The 23,112-nt window shown below is 68.4% G+C and carries 28 protein-coding genes; 13 read left to right on the plus strand and 15 right to left on the minus strand.

Going from position 1 to position 23,112, the window contains the following annotated elements; genetic code table 11:
- Positions 1 to 5: 5 nt before the first annotated feature.
- Positions 6 to 2,249 (minus strand): tRNA(Met) cytidine acetyltransferase TmcA, encoded by a 2,244-nt coding sequence (gene tmcA, locus NOV86_RS01775; RefSeq protein ID WP_267639507.1) that lies wholly within the window; start codon positions 2,247 to 2,249, stop codon positions 6 to 8.
- Positions 2,250 to 2,362: 113 nt separating this feature from the next.
- On the opposite strand from tmcA, the gene NOV86_RS01780 reads away from it, so the two are divergent.
- The 9 genes from NOV86_RS01780 to NOV86_RS01820 all read left to right on the plus strand — a co-directional run bounded on the left by NOV86_RS01780 (position 2,363) and on the right by NOV86_RS01820 (position 9,849).
- Positions 2,363 to 2,836, plus strand: coding sequence for an ester cyclase (locus tag NOV86_RS01780; protein ID WP_267639508.1), 474 nt, complete (start codon positions 2,363 to 2,365; stop codon positions 2,834 to 2,836).
- Positions 2,837 to 3,127: 291 nt separating this feature from the next.
- The gene (rpl7ae, locus tag NOV86_RS01785) at positions 3,128 to 3,487 is read left to right on the plus strand and encodes a 50S ribosomal protein L7Ae (protein WP_267639509.1); all 360 of its coding nucleotides are present in this window, start codon (positions 3,128 to 3,130) and stop codon (positions 3,485 to 3,487) included.
- 9 nt (positions 3,488 to 3,496) lie between these two features.
- Positions 3,497 to 3,721: a 30S ribosomal protein S28e gene (locus NOV86_RS01790; protein WP_261651289.1), complete on the plus strand. Its 225-nt coding sequence runs from the start codon at positions 3,497 to 3,499 to the stop codon at positions 3,719 to 3,721.
- A complete protein-coding gene (locus NOV86_RS01795; protein WP_267639510.1) occupies positions 3,721 to 3,930 on the plus strand; it encodes a 50S ribosomal protein L24e in 210 nt (69 codons plus the stop codon). Before NOV86_RS01790 ends, NOV86_RS01795 begins: the two co-directional genes overlap by 1 nt.
- Positions 3,927 to 4,394, plus strand: coding sequence for a nucleoside-diphosphate kinase (gene ndk / locus NOV86_RS01800; protein WP_267639511.1), 468 nt, complete (start codon positions 3,927 to 3,929; stop codon positions 4,392 to 4,394). Before NOV86_RS01795 ends, ndk begins: the two co-directional genes overlap by 4 nt.
- A 95-nt stretch (positions 4,395 to 4,489) precedes the next feature.
- Complete coding sequence (locus NOV86_RS01805) at positions 4,490 to 6,889, plus strand: penicillin acylase family protein (protein WP_267639512.1); 2,400 nt, start codon at positions 4,490 to 4,492, stop codon at positions 6,887 to 6,889.
- Positions 6,886 to 7,224 (plus strand): hypothetical protein, encoded by a 339-nt coding sequence (locus NOV86_RS01810; protein WP_267639513.1) that lies wholly within the window; start codon positions 6,886 to 6,888, stop codon positions 7,222 to 7,224. Before NOV86_RS01805 ends, NOV86_RS01810 begins: the two co-directional genes overlap by 4 nt.
- A gap of 75 nt (positions 7,225 to 7,299) precedes the next feature.
- Positions 7,300 to 8,979 (plus strand): sensor histidine kinase, encoded by a 1,680-nt coding sequence (locus tag NOV86_RS01815; RefSeq protein ID WP_267639514.1) that lies wholly within the window; start codon positions 7,300 to 7,302, stop codon positions 8,977 to 8,979.
- A gap of 60 nt (positions 8,980 to 9,039) precedes the next feature.
- Positions 9,040 to 9,849, plus strand: a complete 810-nt coding sequence (locus tag NOV86_RS01820) for a class I SAM-dependent methyltransferase (RefSeq protein ID WP_267639515.1) — start codon at positions 9,040 to 9,042, stop codon at positions 9,847 to 9,849.
- A 19-nt stretch (positions 9,850 to 9,868) separates the two neighbouring features.
- Here the strand turns inward: NOV86_RS01820 and NOV86_RS01825 are convergent, their stop codons facing one another.
- The 8 genes from NOV86_RS01825 to NOV86_RS01860 form a co-directional block, all read right to left on the minus strand.
- A complete protein-coding gene (locus NOV86_RS01825) occupies positions 9,869 to 10,948 on the minus strand; it encodes a methionine synthase (RefSeq protein ID WP_267639516.1) in 1,080 nt (359 codons plus the stop codon).
- Positions 10,945 to 11,949, minus strand: coding sequence for a 5-methyltetrahydropteroyltriglutamate--homocysteine methyltransferase (locus NOV86_RS01830; protein WP_267639517.1), 1,005 nt, complete (start codon positions 11,947 to 11,949; stop codon positions 10,945 to 10,947). The genes NOV86_RS01825 and NOV86_RS01830 overlap by 4 nt, the downstream gene beginning before the upstream one ends.
- Positions 11,950 to 12,020: 71 nt before the next feature.
- Positions 12,021 to 12,623: a HemK2/MTQ2 family protein methyltransferase gene (locus NOV86_RS01835; protein ID WP_267639518.1), complete on the minus strand. Its 603-nt coding sequence runs from the start codon at positions 12,621 to 12,623 to the stop codon at positions 12,021 to 12,023.
- A complete protein-coding gene (locus NOV86_RS01840; RefSeq protein WP_267639519.1) occupies positions 12,624 to 13,817 on the minus strand; it encodes a mechanosensitive ion channel family protein in 1,194 nt (397 codons plus the stop codon).
- Positions 13,810 to 14,649, minus strand: coding sequence for a 16S ribosomal RNA methyltransferase A (locus NOV86_RS01845; RefSeq protein ID WP_267639520.1), 840 nt, complete (start codon positions 14,647 to 14,649; stop codon positions 13,810 to 13,812). The genes NOV86_RS01840 and NOV86_RS01845 overlap by 8 nt, the downstream gene beginning before the upstream one ends.
- Positions 14,650 to 14,689: 40 nt before the next feature.
- A complete protein-coding gene (locus NOV86_RS01850) occupies positions 14,690 to 15,268 on the minus strand; it encodes a DUF655 domain-containing protein (protein WP_267639521.1) in 579 nt (192 codons plus the stop codon).
- A 138-nt stretch (positions 15,269 to 15,406) separates the two neighbouring features.
- Complete coding sequence (locus NOV86_RS01855) at positions 15,407 to 15,763, minus strand: RNA polymerase Rpb4 family protein (RefSeq protein ID WP_267639522.1); 357 nt, start codon at positions 15,761 to 15,763, stop codon at positions 15,407 to 15,409.
- Between the two features lie 4 nt (positions 15,764 to 15,767).
- Positions 15,768 to 16,058 carry a 50S ribosomal protein L21e gene (locus NOV86_RS01860; protein ID WP_267639523.1) on the minus strand — a complete coding sequence of 97 codons (291 nt, stop codon included), beginning with the start codon at positions 16,056 to 16,058 and terminating at the stop codon, positions 15,768 to 15,770.
- Between the two features lie 202 nt (positions 16,059 to 16,260).
- On the opposite strand from NOV86_RS01860, the gene NOV86_RS01865 reads away from it, so the two are divergent.
- The 4 genes from NOV86_RS01865 to NOV86_RS01880 all read left to right on the plus strand — a co-directional run bounded on the left by NOV86_RS01865 (position 16,261) and on the right by NOV86_RS01880 (position 19,135).
- Positions 16,261 to 16,839, plus strand: coding sequence for a GNAT family N-acetyltransferase (locus NOV86_RS01865; RefSeq protein WP_267639524.1), 579 nt, complete (start codon positions 16,261 to 16,263; stop codon positions 16,837 to 16,839).
- A 75-nt stretch (positions 16,840 to 16,914) separates the two neighbouring features.
- Positions 16,915 to 17,160, plus strand: a complete 246-nt coding sequence (locus NOV86_RS01870; RefSeq protein ID WP_267639525.1) for a hypothetical protein — start codon at positions 16,915 to 16,917, stop codon at positions 17,158 to 17,160.
- Positions 17,161 to 17,245: 85 nt separating this feature from the next.
- Positions 17,246 to 18,412 carry a cystathionine gamma-synthase gene (locus NOV86_RS01875; protein WP_267639526.1) on the plus strand — a complete coding sequence of 389 codons (1,167 nt, stop codon included), beginning with the start codon at positions 17,246 to 17,248 and terminating at the stop codon, positions 18,410 to 18,412.
- Between the two features lie 39 nt (positions 18,413 to 18,451).
- Positions 18,452 to 19,135 carry an MBL fold metallo-hydrolase gene (locus tag NOV86_RS01880; protein WP_267639527.1) on the plus strand — a complete coding sequence of 228 codons (684 nt, stop codon included), beginning with the start codon at positions 18,452 to 18,454 and terminating at the stop codon, positions 19,133 to 19,135.
- A 33-nt stretch (positions 19,136 to 19,168) separates the two neighbouring features.
- Here the strand turns inward: NOV86_RS01880 and NOV86_RS01885 are convergent, their stop codons facing one another.
- The 6 genes from NOV86_RS01885 to NOV86_RS01910 form a co-directional block, all read right to left on the minus strand.
- Positions 19,169 to 19,435, minus strand: coding sequence for an elongation factor 1-beta (locus NOV86_RS01885; RefSeq protein WP_267639528.1), 267 nt, complete (start codon positions 19,433 to 19,435; stop codon positions 19,169 to 19,171).
- Positions 19,436 to 19,437: 2 nt separating this feature from the next.
- Entirely contained in the window at positions 19,438 to 19,617 is a 180-nt protein-coding gene (locus tag NOV86_RS01890) for an HVO_2753 family zinc finger protein (RefSeq protein ID WP_267639529.1), read from the minus strand.
- Positions 19,618 to 19,661: 44 nt separating this feature from the next.
- Complete coding sequence (locus NOV86_RS01895; RefSeq protein WP_267639530.1) at positions 19,662 to 20,870, minus strand: tripartite tricarboxylate transporter permease; 1,209 nt, start codon at positions 20,868 to 20,870, stop codon at positions 19,662 to 19,664.
- A gap of 133 nt (positions 20,871 to 21,003) precedes the next feature.
- Complete coding sequence (gene rpl12p / locus NOV86_RS01900) at positions 21,004 to 21,354, minus strand: 50S ribosomal protein P1 (RefSeq protein ID WP_267639531.1); 351 nt, start codon at positions 21,352 to 21,354, stop codon at positions 21,004 to 21,006.
- Positions 21,355 to 21,360: 6 nt separating this feature from the next.
- Entirely contained in the window at positions 21,361 to 22,416 is a 1,056-nt protein-coding gene (locus NOV86_RS01905; RefSeq protein ID WP_267639532.1) for a 50S ribosomal protein L10, read from the minus strand.
- Positions 22,416 to 23,057, minus strand: a complete 642-nt coding sequence (locus NOV86_RS01910; RefSeq protein ID WP_267639533.1) for a 50S ribosomal protein L1 — start codon at positions 23,055 to 23,057, stop codon at positions 22,416 to 22,418. Before NOV86_RS01910 ends, NOV86_RS01905 begins: the two co-directional genes overlap by 1 nt.
- Between the last annotated feature and the right edge of the window lie 55 nt (positions 23,058 to 23,112).

Genomic DNA, 23,112 nt, shown 5'->3' on the forward strand with positions numbered 1-23,112 from the left:
GAGCGCTACTGGTGCCTGTCGCGCTCCGCCATGGCCGCCTCGTCGCCGTAGTGGTCGACGAGCTGGCGCAGTCCCTCGCCGACGGCCCGCATCGCCATCCGGGCGGAGTGATAGTCCAGTTCGTCGGCGACGGCGTCGGCGTCGTGGGCCTGCAGGACCCGGGCGACGAGGACGCGCTCGTGCTCGGCGTCGAGGGCGGGCCCACTCCCGGTCGGATCCACGAGGTGCTTCACGACGAGGTCGCGGAACGGCCCGGGTGCCACGTCGTAGAGGCCGGGGCCGTAAGCGGTCCCGGCGACCGCGCGCCACGCCAGCTCGTCGAGGGAGAGCGACACGTCGGCGTCGCAGGCCGCCAGCGCGGCACGGACCTCGTCCGGGTCCATGTCGCGCAGGGCGTCGGTGAGGACGCCGCCGATGCGGCGGGCGAACCAGTCGGCCTGCCGGTCGTGGAGGGCCTCGCCGGCGGGCGAACACGGCGAGAGCATCACGGCGGAGTACTCCCCGCTCACGTCGTTCCGGGTGGTCGAGAGGTGGACCGTGTGGTAGTCGTTCGCGTCCCAGAACCGGAGCAGGTCGGGGGTCGCCCCGTAGCCGACCCCGAGCCAGTCCACGTCGTCGGCGAACTCCTCGCGGATGCACGAGAGCAGGTGCGAGCCGAGGCCGCGCTCTCTGGCGGCGTGGTGGGTCGCGATGCGGACGACGCGCTCGCCGACCGGGCCGGCGGCGGCCTCGTCGCGCAACTGGCTCGTCAGCACGTCGGGTATCATGTTCCCGTTGATGCGCCCGCCCTCGTAGATGCGTTCGCGGGTCTGCTCGTCGAGGCCGCCCTCGCGGGCCAGCAGGGCGACGCTGACGACGTGGCCGTCGTGGGTCAGCGTCCGCACCGAGAGGTTCGGGGCGTCGAGCAGCCGGGCGAGGTCGTCGGGCTGGGTCTGGTAGTGCGCGAGGACGAGCAGGCCGAAGGTCTCCCGGAGGCGCTGGGGGTCGGCGAGCAGGTCCTCGGGCGTGGGGCGGCCGTACTCGACCGAGTCGACCGTGGCGTCCGCGACGAGTTCGTCGACCGGGGGCCGGGCGTCCAGCCCGAGGGCGTTGAACGACCAGACCTCGACCGGGTCGCCCGCCGCGTACCGGATGGGCGTCGCCAGCCGGTTCTCGCGGACCTCGTGGGCGCTCTCGTCGAGGTGGGCCCGGAACCGCACCGAGAAGCCCCGGCCGGCGCCCTCGTAGCCGTGGATGGTCGAGGCGTAGGCCACCCGGTCGGCCGCGAGGGTCTCGTCCAGCAGCCGGACCGAGATGGCCGCGGCCTCGTCGACGACGAGGAGGTCCGGCTCGGTGGCCTCTGCGGCGGCTTCCGGCGGCGGTTCGTACCTGACCTCGCCGCCGGTCGTCGTCACGAGGTGGGTGTTCTCGTCGGGATGGTCGCCGGCCACGCCCAGCGTCTCGAACAGCTCTCTCGCGCGGTCGAACGCCTCCGCCGCGTTCCGGTAGCTCGGGGCCGTCACGAGCACGTCCTGTCCCTCGGCGGCGAACGCGCCGGCCGCGATGCCGGCCGCACTGGACTTCCCGCGGCCGCGGTCGGCCTCCAGGACGAGTGCCCGGCACGGCTCGCGCAGGAACTCGAAGTCGTGGACGGCCTCGACCTGGTCGGCGGTCCGGCAGGCGTCGTACGCCGCCTCCGGGAACTCGAACTGCGCGGGGTGTGGCACCGGCGGGTCGAGTCGGCGCGGGGCCGGGTGGGTCGACCCGTCGGCCTCGACGGTGTCAGCATCCACGTCGTAGATTGCGATGCCGCGATGCGCCCGCAGCGTCTCCACGAACCGCTCCCGGAAGTGCCCGGTCACGTCCTCGACCGTGAACGGCAGGACGGCCATCCCGGCGTCGAAGTCGTCGCGCCGGGTCGGCCACTCGTCGAGGGGCGGCGCGAGGAGGACGAGCAGGCCGCCGCCGTCGACCGCGCCGACCACCTGCCCGAGGGTGTTCGGGCGCAACTGGTCGTGGGCGTCGACGACGATGCACTCGTGGGTGGTGCCGAGGATGGACCCCGCCTGCCGGGGGCCGACCTGTTCGCACCGGAGGAAGTCACGCTCGCTCACCAGCGCGGTCGCCGTGATGGGGACCGAGAGCGCGTCGAGGACCTGCCGGGCGGTCGCCTCGCAGCGGTCGCGACTACCTGTCAACACGAGTACCCGTCGCTCGTTCACCGACCGGGCCTCGTCTCGCAACCCGGTCGCAACCTCGGCTGCGTCCATGTACTGGCCTTGACGAGCGGGCAGGAAGTGCGTTGTCGTTCCCGGTGGGAGAGTATTGCTCTGCCGACACATCATGCGGTCAACTATAAGTGTACGCGCGACTACTCTCACCCATGCCTGGGGGGCAAGAACACCTGAGCAGCACCGAATACGAACGCATCGTCCGCCGCCTCGTCGAGCAGGGCCACGATGGGGGGAACCCCACGGTCTTCTACGAGTACTTCTCGCAGGACTGCGTCCTCATGTCGGACCCCGAGAGGGCCTTCGGGCCCAGCGAACTGGCGGACCGCATCATCCGGTTCCACGAGGCCGTCCCGGACATGACCGAGCGCGTCCAGAGCATCCACGTCGACGGTGACGTCGTGGTGGTCCGCACGGTCCGCGAGGGGACCTTCGAGAACGAGTGGCGACTGGTCATCGAGGGCGAGGAGCTCGTCTTCGACCCGACCGGCGAGCAGTTCCGTTGCGAACTCGCCTACACCGGCCGGTTCGAGGACGGCGAGATCGTCGAGATCGACGGCTATGGCCACAACGACCTGTGGTTCGCGATGGGTATCATCCCGGACCCGTTCTCGTTCGCGCGCTGACCACCCTCTTTCTCCGGCACTCTCACACGACCGGGGCGACCAGCCCGCGAGCCGGTGCCGTCGACCGGAATCTGTGCCGATTCTGCATGCGTCGTTTTCGCACGCCTGCGAGCGTTTGAACACCCTTATAAGGGGTGGCCCAGTACAAACGAGATACGCCCTACGCGGGGTTGATGATGCTCCTAGCCGCACAGGATTCCGGCCGCCGACTACCCAGCCGGTGGTCAGTGGGGATTCGGCCCCACGACGGCAGGGGAGCGCGAGCCCACGCGTGGGAGTAGGTGAACAACCATGCCAGTCTACGTCAACAAAGAGATCCCAGCCGACCTCCAAGAGGACGCCCTCGAGGCCCTCGAGGTCGCACGAGACACAGGTAGCGTAAAGAAAGGAACCAACGAGACCACGAAGGCCGTCGAGCGCGGCAACGCCTCGATCGTCTACGTCGCCGAGGACGTCTCCCCCGAGGAGATCGTCATGCACCTCCCCGAACTCGCCAGTGAGAAGGGTATCCCGGTCGTCTTCATCGAGACGCAGGACGACGTCGGGCACGCCGCCGGCCTCGAGGTCGGCAGCGCGGCCGCGGCCATCGTCGACGCTGGTGACGCCTCGAGCGACGTCGAGGACATCGCCGGCAAGGTCGAGGACCTGTAGAGGTAATCCATGAGTGCCGAAGAGTCTACAGACGGCTCCACCTCCGCGGAAGTCATCGAGATCGTCGGTAAGACCGGCATGCACGGCGAAGCCATGCAGGTCAAGTGCCGCATCCGCGAGGGGGAAAACCAGGGTCGCATCATCACGCGAAACTGCCTCGGCCCCGTTCGCGAGGGTGACGTCTTGCAGCTGCGCGAGACTGCCCGCGAGGCCGACTCCATCGGAGGACAATAATGGTTCGAACCCGCGACTGTGAGTACTGCGGTGACGAGATCGTTCCCGGGACGGGCACGATGTTCGTCCACGTGGACGGCACGACCGTCCACTACTGCTCCGCGAAGTGCGAGAAGAACGCGGACCTGGGTCGCGAGCCCCGTGACCTGGAGTGGACGAAAGAAGGCGGTGCCCCCCAGGCAGCAACCGAGGAGGACACTGAAGAATGAGCGACGACCACGAGCGCACGTTCGTCATGGTCAAGCCCGACGGCGTCCAGCGCGGCCTCATCGGCGAAATCATCGCCCGCTTCGAGGACCGCGGCCTGAAACTGGTCGGCGCGAAGTTCATGCAGATCGACCAGGACCTCGCCGAGGAGCACTACGGCGAGCACGAGGGCAAGCCGTTCTTCGACGGCCTCGTCGACTTCATCACCTCGGGTCCCGTGATGGCGATGGTCTGGGAGGGCCAGGACGCCATCCGGCAGGTCCGCAACATGATGGGCGAGACCGACCCGGCCGAGTCCGCGCCGGGCACCATCCGCGGTGACTTCGGTCTCGACCTCGGTCGGAACGTCATCCACGGCTCCGACCACGAGGACCCCGGCTCGAACGAGCGCGAGATCGACCTCTTCTTCGACGAAGAGGAGCTCGTCGACTACGAGCAGGTCGACGCGACCTGGCTCTACGAATAACCGCGCCGTTTCTCCCGTTTTATCCACATCCCGTAGCGGCGCGACTGTCGGCAGCGAAACAAATTATAAATACTGCCCTCGTTTGTGTGTGGGTGATGAACACAGAGACCACCCGCCGGGCCCTCCTTACCGCGGTCCTCGGGGCGGGTATCGGGGGGATGACACTCACGGAGGCGCGGAGCTACCTCGACCGGTTCGCGCCGGGGTCGGGGTCGGTGTGGGGCGCCGCGGAGTCGGGAGCCGACGGGACCGTCGAGAGCCCCTACGGACCGGCGACGGTCCGGTACGACGACGACCACGTCCCGCACATCGAGGCGGATTCGGAGGCGGCGGCGTACTTCGCGGTCGGCTACTGCCACGGGGCGGACCGGCTGTTCCAGATGGACCTCTACCGGCGCCTGATGGAGGGGCGGCTCGCGGCGGTGTTCGGCGACCGGGCGGTCGATTCGGACGTGTTCCACCGCCAGCTGGACTTCGCCGCGGCCGCCGAGGCGACGTGGGAGCGCACGAAGGGCTCGGAGACGGGCGACATGGTCGAGGCGTACGTCGAGGGGGTGAACGCCGCCCGCGAGCAGGAGACGAAACCGCTCGAATACCGGCTGCTCTCCTACGAGCAGGAGGCGTGGACGCCGGCCGCCTCGCTCGTCATCTCGAAGCAGATATCGTGGGGGCTGACGGGGTCGTTCCGGACACTCCGGAAGGCGCTGGCCCGGGAGCGACTGGGTCAGGAGACGACCGAGACGCTGTACCCGCGGCTCATGGGCCACGACACGCCCATCATCCGGGGTGGAGAGCCGCCGGAATCGACTCGCCACGAGGACGCGGCGGTCCCGGACCCCGGCATGCTCTCCTGGCTGGCCGAGTTCGAGACCGAGCCGGGCATCGGGTCGAACTCGTGGGTCGTCTCCGGCGAGCACACCGACTCGGGCGACCCGATCGTCGCCAACGACCCGCACCTGAACCTGACCGTCCCGCCGGTGTGGTACGAACAGCACGTCGTCGGCCCGGACCCGCTGGACGTCCGCGGCGTCTGCTTCCCGGGCGTGCCCTTCGTCATCATCGGCCAGAACCACGCCGGGGCGTGGGGCTTCACGAACACCGGCGCGGACGTCGTCGACTTCTACACGTACGACTCCCCGACCGGGGACGCCTACGACTACGGCGACGAGAAACGACAGTTCCAGAGCCGGACGGAGACGGTCGCGGTCGCCGACGGCGAGGACCGCGAGGTGACGGTCAAGCGGTCGGTCCACGGCGCGGTCCTCTCGCAGTTCCCCGACGGGGACGACCTGCGCGTCGCCGACGAACTCGGGGTCGCCTGGACCGGGCTCTCGGCGACCCGGACCGTCGACGCGGTCCGGCAGTTGAACCTCGCCGACGGCCTGGAGGAGGCGAAGGCGGCCATCCGACTGTTCGACGAACCGACGCAGAACTTCGTCTACGCCGACCGCGACGGTAACACCTACTACTGGGTCACGGGCCAGATTCCCATCCGGACGACCGACGGCGAGGTCGTCCAGGGCACGCGGGTCTTCGACGGCTCGGCGAAGGAGGGCGAGTGGGGCGATGGCTACACGCCCTACGGCGAGTCCTCGTGGGACGGGTTCGTCCCCTTCGACGAGAAGCCGGGCGTCGAGAACCCCGACTACCTCGCCACCGCGAACCAGCGCCTCACGAACGACCCCGAACACTACATCTCGGCGGGGTACGCGCCGCCATTCCGCGGAGCACGTATCTACGACCTGCTTGACGAGCGCGCCGCGAGCGACCAGCCGATGGACGCCGAGTTCCTGCGTGAGGTCCAGCTCGACACCCAGGACCCGCGGTTCACCCTGTTCCGGCCGGTTCTGGAGGCGGCGGCAGAGACGGACGACTCGCCGACGACCGACCTCCCGTACGACCCCTTCGAGACCGTGCTCGACTGGGACGGCGAGATGCGCCCGGACTCCGTCGGGGCGCTGGTGTTCGAACGCTGGCTCCGGGCCTACCGCGAGCAGGTGTTCGAGGGGCGATTCGCCGACGCCGGGCTGCCGGAGGACTTCGGGAAGCCGAACGACTGGGTGCTCGGGACGCTGGCCACCGGGGGCGACTGGTTCGAGGAGGGCCCCGACCCGGTGACACACGCCATCGACGCGATGGACGAGGCCACGGCCGAGATCGCCGACGAGGGCTGGGAAGACTACGGGGACTGGAATCGCGTCCGGTTCACCCACCCCTTCGACCAGGACTTCCTCAACTACGACGAACTGCGGACCGCCGGCTCGCCCGGTACCGTCCGCAACTTCCACAGCGAGGGCTCCACGGGCGCGAGCTGGCGGATGGTCGCGACCTTCGACGGGGGCTCGCAGGCGGTCCTCCCGGGTGGCAACTCGGGGGACTACTTCTCCGACAGCTACGCCGACCAGCTCGCGGACTGGGCGAACGGTCGGTACAAGCCGATGGACCGGTCGCTCCCCGACGGCACCGACCTGCGGTTCGAGGAGGTGTCGCGATGAGCGGTAGCGACGCGCTCGCGCCCCTCCGTGAGGACGACCGGCGCCGCCGACTCGCCACGGTGTCGGCCGTTGTGCTCGGCCTCGCGCTCGCCTGGGTCCACTGGCTCGGACTGGTCGTCGCCGGGGCGCTGGTGGCGCTCCCCCAGTCCTCGCTCCGACGCGGCCTCGGGGCGAGTCTGGCGTTCGCCGGGCTGGTGCTGCTCGGGTTCCTCGCCGACCTGGCCCTCGCCGGGGCCCTCGACGGGTTCGCGGGGCTGGGCACGCTCGCCCTCCTACCGGTCGCCATCGGCATCGTCCTCCCCCTGTTCGGGGCGCTGTCCCGAGCTATCATCTGAACGGCAAATAGAGCCAAGTGGGCGTGCCGATACTTCCACACAACGACAGCGTTCGGGTCTGTCCGCCCAGTTTCGATGTTCCTCGCAAACCCATTCACTGCGGCACTGTTCGTCGTCGCTGGTGCGATGCTCGCGCTCGCGGCCTACGCGCTCCGCGAGCGTGCGGTCCCGGGCGCGACGCCCTTCGCAGGGGTGACCGTCGGCATCGTCGTCTGGACTGCGGCACACGGCCTGCGTGTCGGGACCACCGACCGCGAGATCGCCGTCCTCCTGGCGAACGTGGAGTGGGTCGGTATCCTGCTCGTCGCGCCCGCCTTCCTGCTGTTCACCCTCGCGTACACCGGCCGCAAGGACCGCATCTCGTCGCGGGCACTCACCGTGCTCGCGGTCCAGCCCGTCCTCACCCTCACCGTGCTATTCACGAACGCGAGCCACGGCTGGTTCCGGACGGTCGAGGGGTTCCGGCCGGCGGGGCCCGGGCTCTCCGACCTGGTGGTCGCACACGGCCCGGCCTACTGGGCGTCCATCGGGTACGTCTACCTGCTGGTCTTCCTGGGCTCGGCCATCCTCGTCAAACTGGCCGTTGCGGTGCCACAGCTGTACCGCGGCCGGAGTAGCGCGGTGCTCCTCGGCGTCGCCGTGCCGTGGGTCGGGAGCGTCATGACCGTCCTCGACGTGCATCCCGTCCCGGGCCTGAACGCCGGCCCGCTCGCGTTCGCCGTGTCGATGGTCGCGTTCGGGGTGGCGCTGTTCGGCCAGCGGCTGTTCTCGGTGCTCCCCGTCTCGCGGACCGTCGCGGCGGACGCGGTCGTCGAACGCATGGCCGCGGGCGTCATCGTGCTGGACGCCGAGGGCCGCATCACCGAGACCAACAGGGCCGCAGAGGAGGTGCTCCGGGTGGCGGACCCGGTCGGCCAGCATATCGCCGACGTCGACGCCGACCTCGCGGCGGTCGCGGAGGCCGAGGAGATGCGCAAGCTCCTGCTGGAGGACGACGGCGGCCGCGAGCGCTACTTCACCGTCGAGTCGGAACCGATGCACCGCGGCGACGACCTGCTCGTCGGCCGGTTGCTCACGCTGCAGGACGTGACCGACCGGGTGCTGCGCGAGCAGCGCCTGAACGTCCTCAACCGGGTCCTGCGCCACAACGTCCGCCACGAGACGAACATCATCCTCGGCCACGGCGACCTCATCGAACCGACGGTCGACGACGCCGGCGTGCCCCATCTGGACGCGATGCTCGACGCCGCCGACCAGCTCGTCGACTGGTCGGACCGGGCCCGCTACGTCGAACGGGCACTCGACGACACCGAGGTGGAACGGCGCGACATCGCGGTCGGTCCCACCGTCGACAGCGCCGCAGAACGCGTCCAGGAGCGCTATCCGGACGCGTCGGTGTTCACGCCCGCGAGCGCCAACGAGCGCGTCCTCGGCCACTCCACCCTGGAGTGGGCGCTGTTCGAACTCATCGAGAACGGCGTCGAACACACCGACGACCCCTACCCCTCGGTCGCCGTGGACGTCGAGTCGACGCCGCGATCGGTCACCATCACCGTCTCCGACAGGGGACCCGGTATCCCGCCGGCCGAGCGACAGGTGCTCGAGAACGGCGAGGAGACGCCGCTGGAACACGGCTCCGGGCTGGGCCTCTGGCTGGTCAACTGGACCGTCCGGTCGGCCGGCGGCGACATCTCCTTCGCGGTGAACGACCCGGAGGGGACGAAGGTCCACATCACCCTCCCGCGGGCGAACTGAGCGCGTGACCCCGACCCACCGGACCTGAAGACATTTGTCCTGCCGTGCCCCCGGGCCGGTATGGACGACTACTACGAGTCGAACCGGCGCAACTGGGACGAACGCGCCCGCGTCCACCCCGAGACGGACTACTACGACGTGGCCGGCTTCCTCGACGGCGAGTCGTCGCTCTGGCCGCTCGAACGCGAGGAACTCGGCCCCCACGTCGACGAGGGGACCAGCCTGCTCCACCTCCAGTGCCACTTCGGCATGGACACGCTCTCGTGGGCCCGCGAGGGTGCCGAGGTCGTCGGCGTGGACTTCTCGGGTGAGGCGGTCCGGGAGGCACGCATCCTGGCGGACGAGGCCGGCCTCGCCGACCGCGCCGAGTTCGTCGAGAGTGACGTGCTGGGCCTCGACCTCGACCGCGAGTTCGACGTGGTGTTCACCTCCTACGGGGTGCTCGCGTGGCTGGACGACCTCGCGGCGTGGGCCGACACGGTCGACCGACACCTCGCGCCCGGCGGTGTCTTCTACATCGCGGAGAACCACCCCGTCGCGGGGACGTTCGCGTCGGTCGAGGGCGACAGTGCCGAACTCGCGTACCCGTACTTCTCGGACGAACCCCTGCACTTCGACGTCCAGGGGAGCTACGCCGCCGACGCCGAATTCGAACACAGCGAACACTACGAGTGGGCACACACGCTCGGCGACATCGTCACCGAACTGGCGACCCGCGGCCTGCGGATCGAGTTCCTCCACGAGCACCCGTTCTGTACGTGGCGATGCTACGAGGGCATGACCGAGGACGAGCAGGGCTACTGGTGGCTGCCCGAGGATGTGGCGGTGGAACTCCCGCTGACGTTCTCGCTGAAAGCACGAAAGGAGTAGGAACGGCGACGACGGGGATTCAGTCGTCGGCGCTGGCGGTCGGCTCGGCGGCGGGCACGTCTATCTCGCCGGCGTCGAGTTCGGCCTCGATCTCGCGGGTCGCCTGCACGAGGTTGGCCATCTTCTCGTAGGCGACCTCGCGGGGCAGGAGCTTCAGACCGCAGTCCGGCGAGACGATGAGGCGCTCCGGGGGCACGACCTCGAGGCCCTTGCGGATGTTGCGCTTGATCTCCTCGACGGACTCGACCTCGGCGACGTGGGCGTCGACCACGCCGAGTGCGAGGTCCTTCGTGAACTCGTCGTCCGTGAACACGTCGAGCTGGTCGTAGTCACCGTTGCAGAGTTCGAGGTCGAACTCCTCGACGGGGTAGTCGAGAATCTCGGGGTAGATGCGGGAGTAGTCGCCGTAGCAGACGTGCAGGCCGATGCGCACGTCGTCCGGGATGTCGTCCGCGATACGCTCCAGACACTCGCCGACGATGGCGTGGTCGTCCGGCGTCGTCGCGAGCGCGGGCTCGTCGATCTGGATGTAGCGCGCGCCGGCGTCGACGAGCTTCTCGATCTCCTCGTTCACGAGGTCGGCGAGGTCGTAGGCGAGTTCCTCGTCGTCGTCGTAGGCCTCGTTGAACGACCAGTTCGCGAGGGTGTACGGGCCGGTGATGGGCACCTTGACCGGCGCGTCCGAGACCGCGGCGGTGAACTCGTACTCGTCGACCAGCCAGGACTCGTCGTACTCGACCTCGGAGACGACCGACGGCTTGTCGAAGTAGTTGTGGCCCCACACCTTGACGGGCCCGTTGAACTCGTAGCCGTCGATGCGGTGGGCGAAGAACTCGACCATCTCGTTGCGGCGCATCTCGCCGTCGACGACGACGTCGAGGCCGGCGCGTTCGTGTTCGTCGGTGATGAGGCGGGAGGCGTCGTCCTTGGCCTCCTGCCAGTCGTCCTCGTCGAACTTCGAGTCGGGGTCCTCGTACTGCTCTTTCGCGCGGTTGAGCCACTTGGGCTTGGCGTAGGAGCCGACGACGGTCGTCAGGATGAAGTGCTCGTTCGGGTGGTCCTCCGGCTTGAACTGGTCGCGGTTGGGGTTCTGGCTCATGCTGTCACCTCCGCGTCGGCGAGGGCAACGGCCTCGGCGACGGCGTCGAGTTTGTCTTCGTACTTCGCGTAGGGCAGGTAGAACAGTTCGGTGTTCGGCGTCACGTAGGCGGTGTCGAACTCGGCGACGGGCAGGTTCTCGTGGACCCAGTCGACGCGCTCTACGACGGCCTCGGGCTCCTCGACCAGGGTGTTCTGGCCGTCGAGCAGGCCGAGCGAGATGTCGTCTTTGGTGCCGTACTCCTGCAGGTTGTAGAGGTTCTGCTCGTGGTCGCTGACGAAGTCGTAGCCGACGGCGTCGACCTCGGCGTCCAGCAGGTGCGCGTGGACCTTCTCCTCCAGCGCGCCCCAGTAGGGCTGGACGACGACCTCGGCGTCCACAGCGTTCGCGACGGTCGTGACGGCCTCGGGGACCTCCGCGTCGAGGCCCTCGGCGGGTGCGTTCTCGACGAGCGAGGGTTCGAGCAGGAACAGGGTCTCGACCTCGGGGAAGGCCGCGGCCTCGCCGGCGAGGAAGTCCGCGACAGCGTGGAGGAACGCGGTCTCGTCACCGTAGTACTCGTCGGTGGCGAGGTCGGCGAGCGAGTACGGGCCGGGGAGGACGGCCTGCAGGCCGTCGTCGACCAGTGCGGTGGCGGCCTCGAGTTCTGCGGCCACGTCGCCGTCGAAGGTGAGTTCCTCTTGGACGACCGGCTCGCGGTAGAAGTTGTTGTTGTCGTAGTAGCGGACGATGCCGCGGGTCTCGACGCTGTCGTGTACCGTCAGGGGGTGTGCGAGCATGTCGTCCCAGCGGAGCTGGCCCTCGCCGACGAGGTCGACGCCCGAGTCGACCTGCGCCGTGACGACCTCCTCGCGGGCCTGCTCGTACACGGCCTGGATCTCCTCGCCCTCGTCGCCGGAGATGAGGTCGTGCTTCTGGTGGCCCTTGAGGTCCGAGAGGTCCGATTTCGCCCAGTCTGGGAGCGGGAACAGTCCCAGTGTCGTAGAGACGAGTTCTGTCATTCGTACCCGTCGCTTGGAAATGCGGGGCTTTAATATTTTCGAACCTCGCAAATGCGCAGTAGTAATCCGAGCTAGCGAACCAGTTTCAACACGGTCAGCGTCTCGAACGGGAACGACTCGTCGCGCAGCGCGACCGCGCTGAAGCCGTTCTCGGCGGCGCGGTCGACGACCTCGTCCACGCCGGTCAGGCTCGAGACGAGGAGGTACACCGCGCCATCGGGTGCGAGTACACGACCGACCGAATCGAGGAACGGGTCGACCACGGCCCGGCCGTCCTCCCCGCCCGTGAGCGCGACCTCCATCCAGTCGTCGCGGGCGGCCGCCGCGTCCTCGGGCAGGTACGGTGGGTTGAACAGCACCACGTCGAAGGCGCCGTCGCGGAAGGGCGAGACGAGGTCGGCCTGCACGACGGCGACACCGTGTTCCGAGCGCTCACGCGCCTGCCTGCACGCGTGCGGGTTCAGGTCTGAAGCGACCACCTCGGCCCCTGTCTCGGCCGCGACGTGTTCGGCGACGTAGCCCGAGCCCGTCCCGACCTCCAGGGCGCGGCGGGCTTCGCCAGCCTCGCGTTCGCCCATGTCGGCTGCTGCCGCTTCCGCCAGCAGGTGGGAGTCCTCCGCGGGCTGGTACACCTCGGTCTCGACGCCGCGACGGTCAGCGAGGTCCTTCGGCATCTACGAGTCACCTCCGTCGCTATTCCTGCCGCCCTCGCCACCGCCGCCGTCGGCGGCGGCCTCGGCCGAGGACTCCACCCCGACCGCCTCGCCGGTGACCTGGAAGCCACCGGCCTCGGCGCGCCCGGAGAGTTCGCGCTGCGGGAAGGGGATCTTGATGCTCTCGGCCTCGAACGCCGACTTCAGGGCGGTCACGACCTCGGTCCGCGCCCGCCACTTGCGCCGGGCGCTCGGCTTGTCGATCCAGAAGCGGACGCCGAGGACCACCGCCGAGTCGGCGAAGCGTTTGACGATGACCTGCGGGGTCGGCACCGACAGGATGTCCTCGCAGTCGTCGAGGGCGTCCTCGGCGACGGCGACGGCGTGTTCCACGTCGCTGTCGTAGTCGACACCGACCTCGACCTCCAGCCGGAGGCGCCCCTTGCGGGACCGGTTGACCACGCGCTCGCCGCTGACGATGTCGTTGGGGATCATCACGTACTCGCCGTCGAAGGTCTGGATGGCGGTGTTGAAGATGGAGATGTCGGTGACGATGCCCTCGCTGTCGCCGATCTCGACCCAGTCGCCGATCTCGAATGGTCGGGCTATCATCAGCACGAACCCGGCCAGCACGGCCCCGAGCGTCTGCCGGGCGGCCATCCCGACCACGATGCCGGCGAAGCCGGCCCCGACCAGCAGCCCGGTCAGCTGGACGCTCCAGATGCCGAGGATGACGATGAGGCCGATGGTCCAGAGCACCACCTGCGTGATGCGGTAGGTGAGCTGGCGCTGGTGGTCGGAGAGGGCCTTCGTCGAGGCGAGGAACTCCTCCAGGATCCGCTTCGTCACCCGCGAGACGAGGTGGACGGTCAGCGCGACGACGGCGGAGATGGCGATGCGCGGCCCGTCGTCCTGGTTGATTGGCAGCCCGCGCATCGCGGCGACCACCTCGTCCGCCGACCCCCAGAGGCCGACGACGACGGTCGCGGCCCCACCGAAGGTCACGGCGATGACGAGGATGGTCAACACGTCCGCGAGCGCGTCACCGAACTCGTCGCGCATGCGGTCCTGGACCCGGTTCGTGACGTAGCCGAGACCGGCCATCACGCCGAACGCCGCGAGGGTCAGGAGGAGCTTCAACAGCGTGCTGTCGACCAGCGTCGACAGCGAGTTCACCTCCCGCGCCAGCGCGTCCCAGGACGCCAGTTCAGCCATCCGTCACACCACGGCCGACGTCGGCCGCAAGCGTGGCCAGCTCCGCGAAGGTCGCCGGCTCGAGGTTCCCGGCGCGTTTGCTCATGAGGTCCTCGTCGGCGGCGTCGACCACCGCGTCCGCGTCGTCCAGCCCGGAGATGTGGGCGGTGTTGCGGATGGCGTTGCGCATCGTCTTCCGGCGCTGCGTGAACACCGCCTTCACGAAGTCGAGGAAGAACTGCTCGTCCTCGACCTCGTAGTCCGGGTCGCGCGGGGTACAGCGGACGACCGCGCTCTCGACCGCCGGCGGGGGCGAGAACGCCTCCTTCGGGATGGTCTCGACGATCTCCACGTCGGCGTAGTGCTGGGTCGACACCGAGAGACGGCCGTAGTCGTCGCTGCCCGCCTCGGCGACCATGCGCTCGGCGAACTCCTGCTGGAACATCAGGACGAGGGGCTTCTTCAGGGGGAGCAGCCGGAACGTGATCTGGCTCGACACGCCGTAGGGGAGGTTCGAGACGCAGGCCGTGAAGTCGGGCAGGTCGACCCGCAGGGCGTCGCCCTCGACCACGTCGAGGCGGCCGTCGTCGCGCTCTGCGGCGAACTCCTCGCGGAGGAAGTCGGCGAGGTGGTCGTCGCGCTCGATGGCGGTCACGTGGTCGCCGCGGGCGAGCAGTCGGTCGGTCAGCGCGCCGTTCCCGGCACCGATCTCGAGCAGGTGGCTCGTGTCGGCGTCCTCGGGCAGATAGGAGGTGAGTCGGTCGAGGACGCGGTCGTCTACGAGGAAGTGCTGGTCGCGGTTCGGGTCACCACGAACACCGGCGCGCGACAGCAGTCCGTCGGGGTCTCTCATCGATTGGCGCCGGCTACGGGGCCGAACGGGGTAAAACTGCCTACTCGTCGCGCCGCCCGACGAACGTCTTGTACTTGAGGTCGTCGTCGCGCAGTTCCTCGATGATGCGCTCGACCAGCACCTCCTGTGGGTTGTGCAGGCCCGCGACGCGCTCTTCGAGGTCCTCGAAGCTCTGGAAGGGCTGTTGCTTGCGCTGGTCGAGGATGGAGTTGCGCAGTTTCTTGCCGATACCCGGCAGCAGGTTCAGCTGGTGGAGCCGCAGGGTGATGGGCTGTGCGTCGTTGTAGAAGTCCACGAACCGGTCCTCGTCCGCCTCGACGATGTCGGCGACGACGTACTCCAGTTCGGACTGTGCACCTCCCGAGAGGTCGTCGTACTCGACGTTCCTGATGCGTTTGACGTTCTCTGCGGGCGGGTCGACGTCGACGTAGTCGTCGATGCCGACCTCGGGCGTGGACTCGAAGGTCACCTCGAACAGCCGGAAGTCGCGCGTGCCGAGGGCGTACGCGAGCGGGTCCTTGCCGTATCCACTGCGTCCGTCGCTGGACCGGCCGTTCGGAAAGATGTCGAGAACGACAGCCTGGACCGGCGGCTCCTCGTCGCGTTCGGAATCGCTCATTCTAGTTCTATGATAGGGGGACCGCGTATTTAAAAGATTGGCGTGTGGAACCCTCGTCGACCCATCGCGGGCCGGAGCAAACGCTGCGGACCGGGTGGAGACCACCGGAGAAATCTACGGCGGAGACGATACTCGCGTTCAGACGTACTTCGCGACGACGTTGAGGATCTCGTCGAGTTCGTCGCCGGAGAGCGAGTAGCGCTCCTGTGCGTACAGCGAGCGGAGTTCCGTGCGGTCCTGCGGGAGGAGGTTGGTGATCTTGTAGGCCGTGGCCTCGTCCACCTTCTCCAGTTCCTGCAGCTCCTCGACGAGCGCCTGCGAGTCCTCGACGCTCAGCACGGTGAACCGGTTGACGTGCTCGATGGCGCGAGCCAGCTCGTAGCGCATCTCGCGGTCCTCGTCGACTGCCCGCTCGGCCTCGATATCGGCGAGGAGTTCCTTCGTCTCGGAGACGGTGAGATACTCCTCGTCGAGCTTCTCCTTGAATATCGTCATGGGGTTACTGCTGGGCCTTGAGGTGGGCCGGCGCGGCGATGAGCTTCTTCTTCTTGCCGCCGTCGGTGATCTCGACGAGGAAGGCCGAGCCCTGCTTGCCGACGACCTCGCCGGTCTGACCGGAGAAACGCGGGTGGAACCGACCCTTCGCGACCGACGGGTCGATCTTGAGGTGGACCTTCTGGCCCTCCTCGAAGTCCTGGATCGCGCGCTGCGGCGGGGAGGTACCGCGCTCTCGGGGGTGGTTCTTGAGTTTGTTGCGTGTCTTCTTGAGGGGTCCGTGCGAGTTCGGCATAGTCGTACGCCCCTCTTGTCCCGTCGCCATTATAAAACGCACGTTGTTCGCTCGCCCCCGTTCCCGGCCGTCTCGCTGGGTATCGGGCCGTCGGGCCGACCGGCAACGTCACCCAGGGGTTGGGAAGACCTTATACAGAATGGAACACTCGACTGGAAAGTTCTTTATACTGTGTCCAATCAGTTGCTATCGGGTTCAAAATATGGATGTTCGTAGTCGTAATCTGGAAAATAGTATCGGGACGACCAACAGCACCACTGGTGACTTCGACGAGTGGCCAGCCGCGGACGGGACCGGCGCGTCCGGGTTCCACGACCGCACCGGCCGCACGGTCGGCCTCGCCCGCCGTGACGAGCTGACGACCGAGGACGTCAAGGAACTGGTCGAGATGTACGCGGAGTTCGACCCCCCGGGCGGGGCACACGGCCTCCCACCGGTCCGCGAGTCGCGGATCCGCGAGTGGCTCGACGCCCTCTCCATCGGGTTCCACGCCCTCGGCCGGCACCGCGGGCGGGTCGTCGGGCATGCCGTCCTGGTGCCCACGGACGAGGCCGCCTTCGAACTCGCCATCTTCGTCCACCAGGACTACCGCCACGCTGGCATCGGGACCCGGATACTCACCGAGGTCCTCGCGATGGCGGTCGACCGCGACGTCCCGGAGGTTCGTCTCTACGTCGAGCACTCCAACGACGCCGCCATCGGGCTCTACGAGTCCGTCGGCTTCGAGGGGGAGGTCGTCGGCCCCGGCGAACTGGAGATGCGGCTGTCGCTGCCGGCCTGAGACGCGACCGACCCGACGTTCACGGTTCCCGAAGAGTGTCTGACGTTTTTATCATGTGAATGAGAACCATGCAACATGTCCCGCGCTCGGTACGCCGCCCTCCTCGCCGGCCTCGGCGCTGCCCTCACTGGTGGCGTCTACGTGACCGACGTCGACCCGCCCGCCCCCGCCGAGGCGACGAACGCGGCCACGCAACCACTCGCCGGGGCCGACCCACTGTTCGTCCTGACGGTGACGGTCTGGTGCCTCGCCGGCCTGTTCACCGCGGCGGTCATGCGACTCGAACCCACCTCCCCGGGTGACGACAGCCGGTCCGGCTGACCCTGCGCCGCATCGGAGGACTCGCCACGCCGCTGCGCCAGCGCGCAACGCAAGAGTAACCCGTCCCGGCATCGATGCCCCGCACATGACCGACGACGAGGACCATCGCATCGAGACGCGGTCGATCCACGCAGGGCAGGAACCGGACGAGGAGACGGGCGCGCTGATGACGCCCATCTACGCGAACTCGACGTACAAGCAGGACGGCCCCGGCGACCACCGCGGCTACGAGTACTCCCGGACCGCGAACCCGACGCGGACCGACCTCGAGGCCAACCTGGCGAGCCTCGAAGGCGGCGAGTTCGGGCGCTGTTTCTCCTCCGGGATGGGGGCCATCAACACCGTCCTCAACCTGCTCGAATCGGGCGACCACGTCGTCACCGGCGAGGACGTCTACGGTGGGACCCACCGCATCTTCACGCAGGTGTACGAGGACTACGACCTCGAGTTCACGTTCGTGGACATGACCGACCTCGACGCCATCGCTGACGCGATGCAGGCGAACACGGAACTCCTCTGGCTCGAGACCCCGACGAACCCCCTGATGTCCATCGTCGACATCGAGGGCGCCGCCGAGGTCGCCCACGAGCACGACGCGCTCTGTGCCATCGACAACACGTTCGCGACGCCGTACCTCCAGCGACCGCTCGAACTCGGCGCCGACATCGTGAGCCACTCGCTGACGAAGTACCTCGGTGGCCACTCCGACGTGGTCGGTGGCGCACTCGTCACCGACGACGCGGACCTGGACGAGCGCATCGGCTTCTACCAGAACTCCGTGGGCGCGACGCCCGGCCCGCACGATTGCTTCCTCGTGCTGCGCGGGACGAAGACCCTGCCCGTGCGGATGGACCGTCACTGCGAGAACGCCAGCGCCATCGCGACGTGGCTCGACGACCACCCCGCCGTCTCCGAGGTCTTCTACCCCGGCCTCGAGGACCACCCCGGCCACGACGTCGCGGCCGCACAGATGGACGACTTCGGCGGTATGCTCAGTTTCGAGGTCGACGGGACGCTCGAACAGGCCAGCACCGTCGTCTCCGAGACCGAGGTGTTCACCCTCGCGGAGTCCCTCGGCGGCGTCGAGAGCCTCATCGAACAGCCCGCGGCGATGACCCACGCGGCCATCCCGCGCGAGGAACGTCTCGAGGCCGGGCTCACCGACGGCCTCATCCGCGCCTCGGTCGGCATCGAGCACGTCGACGACCTGAAAGCGGACCTCGAACAGGCCTTCGACGCGGCGGGCCTCTAGGGCACAACGACTTTTCTGCTGGCCGTCCCACGATACCACATGACACCGGACGGCGTCCACCCCCTCTCGCTCGAGTTCGACTTCGGGGACCGCGAGCTGACCATCCATCCGACCGTCGTCGAGACCGACCACGGGCTGGTCCTCGTCGACGTGGGACTGCCCGGCGCGGTCGACCGGCTCGAACCGGCGCTCGACGACCTCGGCTTCGCCCTCGCGGACGTCTCGACGGTCATGCTCACCCACCACGACGGCGACCACGCGGGCGGCCTCTCGGAACTCGAGGAGGCGACCGACGTGTTCGTCGTCGCCCACGCCGACGAGGTCCCCTACGTCGACGGGGAGGAACAGCCCGTCAAGTCACCGCCGGACGCCGAACGCTACCCGCCGGTTCCAGTCGACCTCGAACTGGTCGGCGACGAGGTCTTCCGGACCCACGCGGGCCCGATGCGGGTCGTCGAGACCCCCGGTCACGCGCCCGGGCACGTCTCGCTGTACTTCCCCGACCACCGGTTCCTCGTCGCCGCGGACGCGCTCAACAACGACGACGGGTTCGTGGGGCCGAAACCGGAGTACACCCCCGACATGGCGACCGCCATCGAGTCGGTCGGCACGCTCGCCGACCTCGACGTCGAGACGACGCATTGCTACCACGGCGGGACCGCGGACGCGGGCACCGACGCTATCCGGGAGATATACGAGTCGCTGTCGCAGTCTCGCCAGTAAGGAGGCGTGAAACGCAGGAGTGGTTCGGCCAGTTCAGATGCGGCCGACGTTCTCGACGGAGACGGACTCGACGCCCTCGACCTCGGTGAAGGCCTCCTCAACTGCCTCCGTGCCACCCGCGTCGTCGGGCACGATGACGGTCGGGAAGAGGGCGACGAGGCCGAACGCGACGTTGTCACGCTCGACGCCGTTGATCTTCGCACCCTCGGGGAGCGAGCTCTCCAGGCGCTCCTGGAGCTCGTCGAGGTCGATGTCGGGGCTGTTCGGCATTACCTTGATCTTGGCGGCGACTTTTCCCATTGTTACGGACCCTCGAATTGGCAGTTCGGGCAGTTGTACAGGTTGCTCTGCTTTCGGCACTTGGCGCACCGGTAGATCTGTGTCCCGCAGTCGGGGCACTTGAACGCGGCGGCGTTCGTCCCGGAGATGTTGATCCCACAGGAGACGCACCGTCGCCGGGCACGCTGTTCGGAATCGCTCATACCGTGGCTTTCCGTCCGGCTGGTTTTAACGGTTGTCTTTCCGGTCACAGCGCCAGTGGAACGAGTAACACACCCATGCAGTAGACGCGCCGGGTTCCGAGCCGCGGCGGGACCAGTCCGATGGCGGTCGCGGTCACGAACAGGAGCAGTCCGACGCCGCCGGCGAACAGCCACGAGAGCCCGGTGAGCAGCACCAGCGCGCCGACGGAGAGCCGCCGTGGGTCGAGCGCACCCACGACCGAGAGGTAGCGGTCCCCGACCGTGAGGACCAGCCCGGTGGCGACGGCTCCCGCGAGTACGACGACGAGCAGGGCGGTGCCGAGCGCCGGCGCCCCACCGACCCTGTCCACCGCGACCAGCACCCCGGTCCGGGGCGTCCCGAGTGCCACGAGCGCGAAGAGTGCGAATATCGAGTTCGCCGTGTTCACCCCGCTCGTTGCGACGACGTAGCCCCGGTCGCCCGCGTCGCCCGGCAGGACCGCCAGTGCCGCGGTCGCCGCGATGGCGCTGGAGACGCCCGGGAGGTAGCCCACGGCCCCACCCGCGCAGGCCCCGGCGGCCGTCGCCAGAGCTACCGACCGGGGCGCGAGCAGGAGGCCGGTGCCGTCCTGTGGCGGAACCCCGGCGCCCTCCAGCGCGTCGAGCAGGACCGGCGCGCCGAACAGCCCCGCGAACAGCGGGGTCAGGACGCTGGCCGGTAGCGGCGCCCTGGGTTCCAGCGGGAGCGCCACCACGCCGAGCCCACCCGCCAGCGCGAGGACGACCAGCCCGCCACCACGGGCGCGCCACGTCACCTCGGTCGCCAGCGTGAGCGCCACCACGCCGGCCAGCACCAGCGAGAGGTGCGCCCGGATGGTCGGGTAGGCCGCCGTCATCGCCGCGGTCGCCGGCACCGCCACCGGGACCGACACGACCAGCGCCCCGGCGCTGCCAAGCACCGACAGCCGTAGGGCCTCGCGGCCCCGCCCCGCCAGTACCAATCTGTGCCCCGGCAGCGCCGAGGCCGCCATCGCCGCGTCCGGCACCCCCAGCGCCAGTGCGGGCACCGCGTCGAGGAAGGTGTGTGTCACCCCGGCCGCGAGCATCGCGGCGACCACGACCGTCGGCGGCGCCGGCACCGCGGGCGCCACGGCCGCCAGCAACAGCGCGAAGTTGTTCGCGTGGAGTCCCGGCGTCAGCCCGCTCGCCGTCCCCAGCGCGATACCGGCGACGACCGACGCCAGCAGGAACAGGTCGGTCTCGGGCGTGGCCATCGCCGACTCTGGCCGCGGTCTCGGATTTAAAGGATGGCGTCGCCACTGGACGGTCGTCGTCGGTGTCGGTCACGACGCCGTCGCTACCCGGTTGCGTCGAAAGAAAATCGTTGCTGGTGTGTGGCGTGCGAGTTCAGCCGAAGAGGTTGCCCAGGCCCTCGCCCGAGGCGTCCTCGTCTTCTTCCTCGCCCTCGTCTTCGTCCGTCGTGTCCGGCACGTCGGAGACCTCTTCCTCGTCGCCACCTTCGTCGCCACCCTCGTCGGCACCGCCGGCGGCGCCACCGGAGGCTGCACCGCCCGCGGGGACGGCAGCGGCCTCTGCGACGGCCTCGTCGATGTCGACGTCCTCGAGTGCGGCGACGAGCGCCTTCACACGGGACTCCTCCACGTCGACGCCAGCTGCGTCGAGCACGGCGGTCAGGTTGTCTTCGTTGATCTCTTCGCCCGATTCGTTCAGGATGAGTGCTGCGTAAACGTACTCCATTGTTAATTATCCGAACATGTTTCCGAGACCGGCTGCACCGTCCTCCTCGTCGCCGTCGTCGTCGTCTTCCTCGTCGGCGGCGTCGGCGTCGGTGTCCGTCTCGGTCGTGTCTTGGTCGTCAGTCGATTCGTCTTCGGCGGTCTCCTCGGCGGGGGCCGCGGGCGCGGACACGCCGCGCAGCGCCTCCGGGAGTGCCTCCTCGTCGTCGATGTTGGCCGCGAGCGCGCGAACCTGCGCGTCGGCCTTGCGGACGAGGTCGTCCGCGAGGTCCGGGCTCTCGATGGCGGCGTAGAGGCCGAGGCTCTTGGCTTCGCCCGTCGCCTTCGCGATGAGGGTGGGGGCCGTCTGAGCCGTCGGGTACACCGCGTTCACGGACAGGTTCCGTGCGCGAGCCGCTGCGGTCTGGACGTCGCTGCGGTAGGCGTCCACGTCGATGTCGAGGTCCTCGGGGTCGAACACGACGCCGTCGGAATACACGGCGCGCAGGTCCAGACCCACTTCCTTCGGCTCGATGCCGAGTTCGCTCAGGACGTTGGAGAGCTGTTCGGAAACTTCCTCTCCAGCGCTGAGGACGTTGGAGTCCTCGGTGACGTGGATGGAGCCATCCATGATGCGAGCTGCCGCACCGACCTGCTGGAGCTCGCCGACGAACGGACCCGGGTCGACGCCGGTGTCGCCTTCCGGAATGACGATGTCGTTCGGGGCGACCTCCCCGGCGTTGATGGGTGCGGGCGTCTTCGACTCCTCCAGAATCTTGAACAGTGCGAACGGGTTGTCGTCGGTCCCGATGAGGCCGACCTGGCCCTCGATGTGCTCGGTGAGCACCTCGATGCCGTCGTCGACCTCTTCGAGTGCACGCGTCAGCAGCGTGTTCCGACTCATCCGCAGCTGCGTGTCCGGGTAGAGGTCCGCACGCATGGCCTGCAGCTGCCGGCTCGGGATGCCGGCGACGTTGACGATACCGACGGACTCGTAGGACTCGATGATGTCCACGAGCTCGTCGACCTCGTCCTTCTTCCACTGCGGAAGGTTCTGGGTCTTGCGTTCGGCTTCTGCGCTCATCAGGCGTTCACCTCCACCGAGGGGCCCATCGTGGTCTTCACGTAGATGGAGTCCACGTTGAGCGGGCCCTTCTCGAGGTTGGCGTGCAGGCGACGGATGATGACGTCGATGTTGTCGGCGATGTCGTCCGCACTCATGTCTTCTGCACCGACACGAGTGTGGAACGTCCGCCGGTCACGACTCCGGAGCTGCACTGTGTTCTTCATGCGATTCACCGTCTCAACGACGTCTTCGTCGAGGCCGAGCGGGGTCGGCATCTTACCGCGTGGACCCAGAATGGTACCGAGATGACGAGCGACGTCTTGCATCATGTCCTCCTGCGCGATGAAGAAGTCTGTCTCGTCGGCGAGGTCCTTTGCGCGGTCGTCGTCGTCGCCCAGATCGGCCAGTTCGTCGCCGCTGAATACCTCGTCAGCGACGTCTTCTGCGCGAAGGCCGGTTTCGCCTTCGGCGAAGACCACGATTTGGGTCTCCTGGCCGGTTCCGGACGGCAGGACGACGGACTCGTCGACACGCTGTGACGGATCGTTAAGGTCGAGATCTCTCAGGTTGATCGCGAGGTCCACCGTTTCGCGGAAGTTCCGCTCGGGTGCGTCCTCGAGAGCGCGAGAGACTGCGTCTACTATGTCCTGGTCTGCCATCGTTCACCTCCGTAGTACGCGTAGTGCTCCTACGGGTCAGTGAAACAGGCAAAAG

Source organism: Haloarchaeobius amylolyticus (genome assembly GCF_026616195.1).
Lineage (GTDB): Archaea > Halobacteriota > Halobacteria > Halobacteriales > Natrialbaceae > Haloarchaeobius > Haloarchaeobius amylolyticus.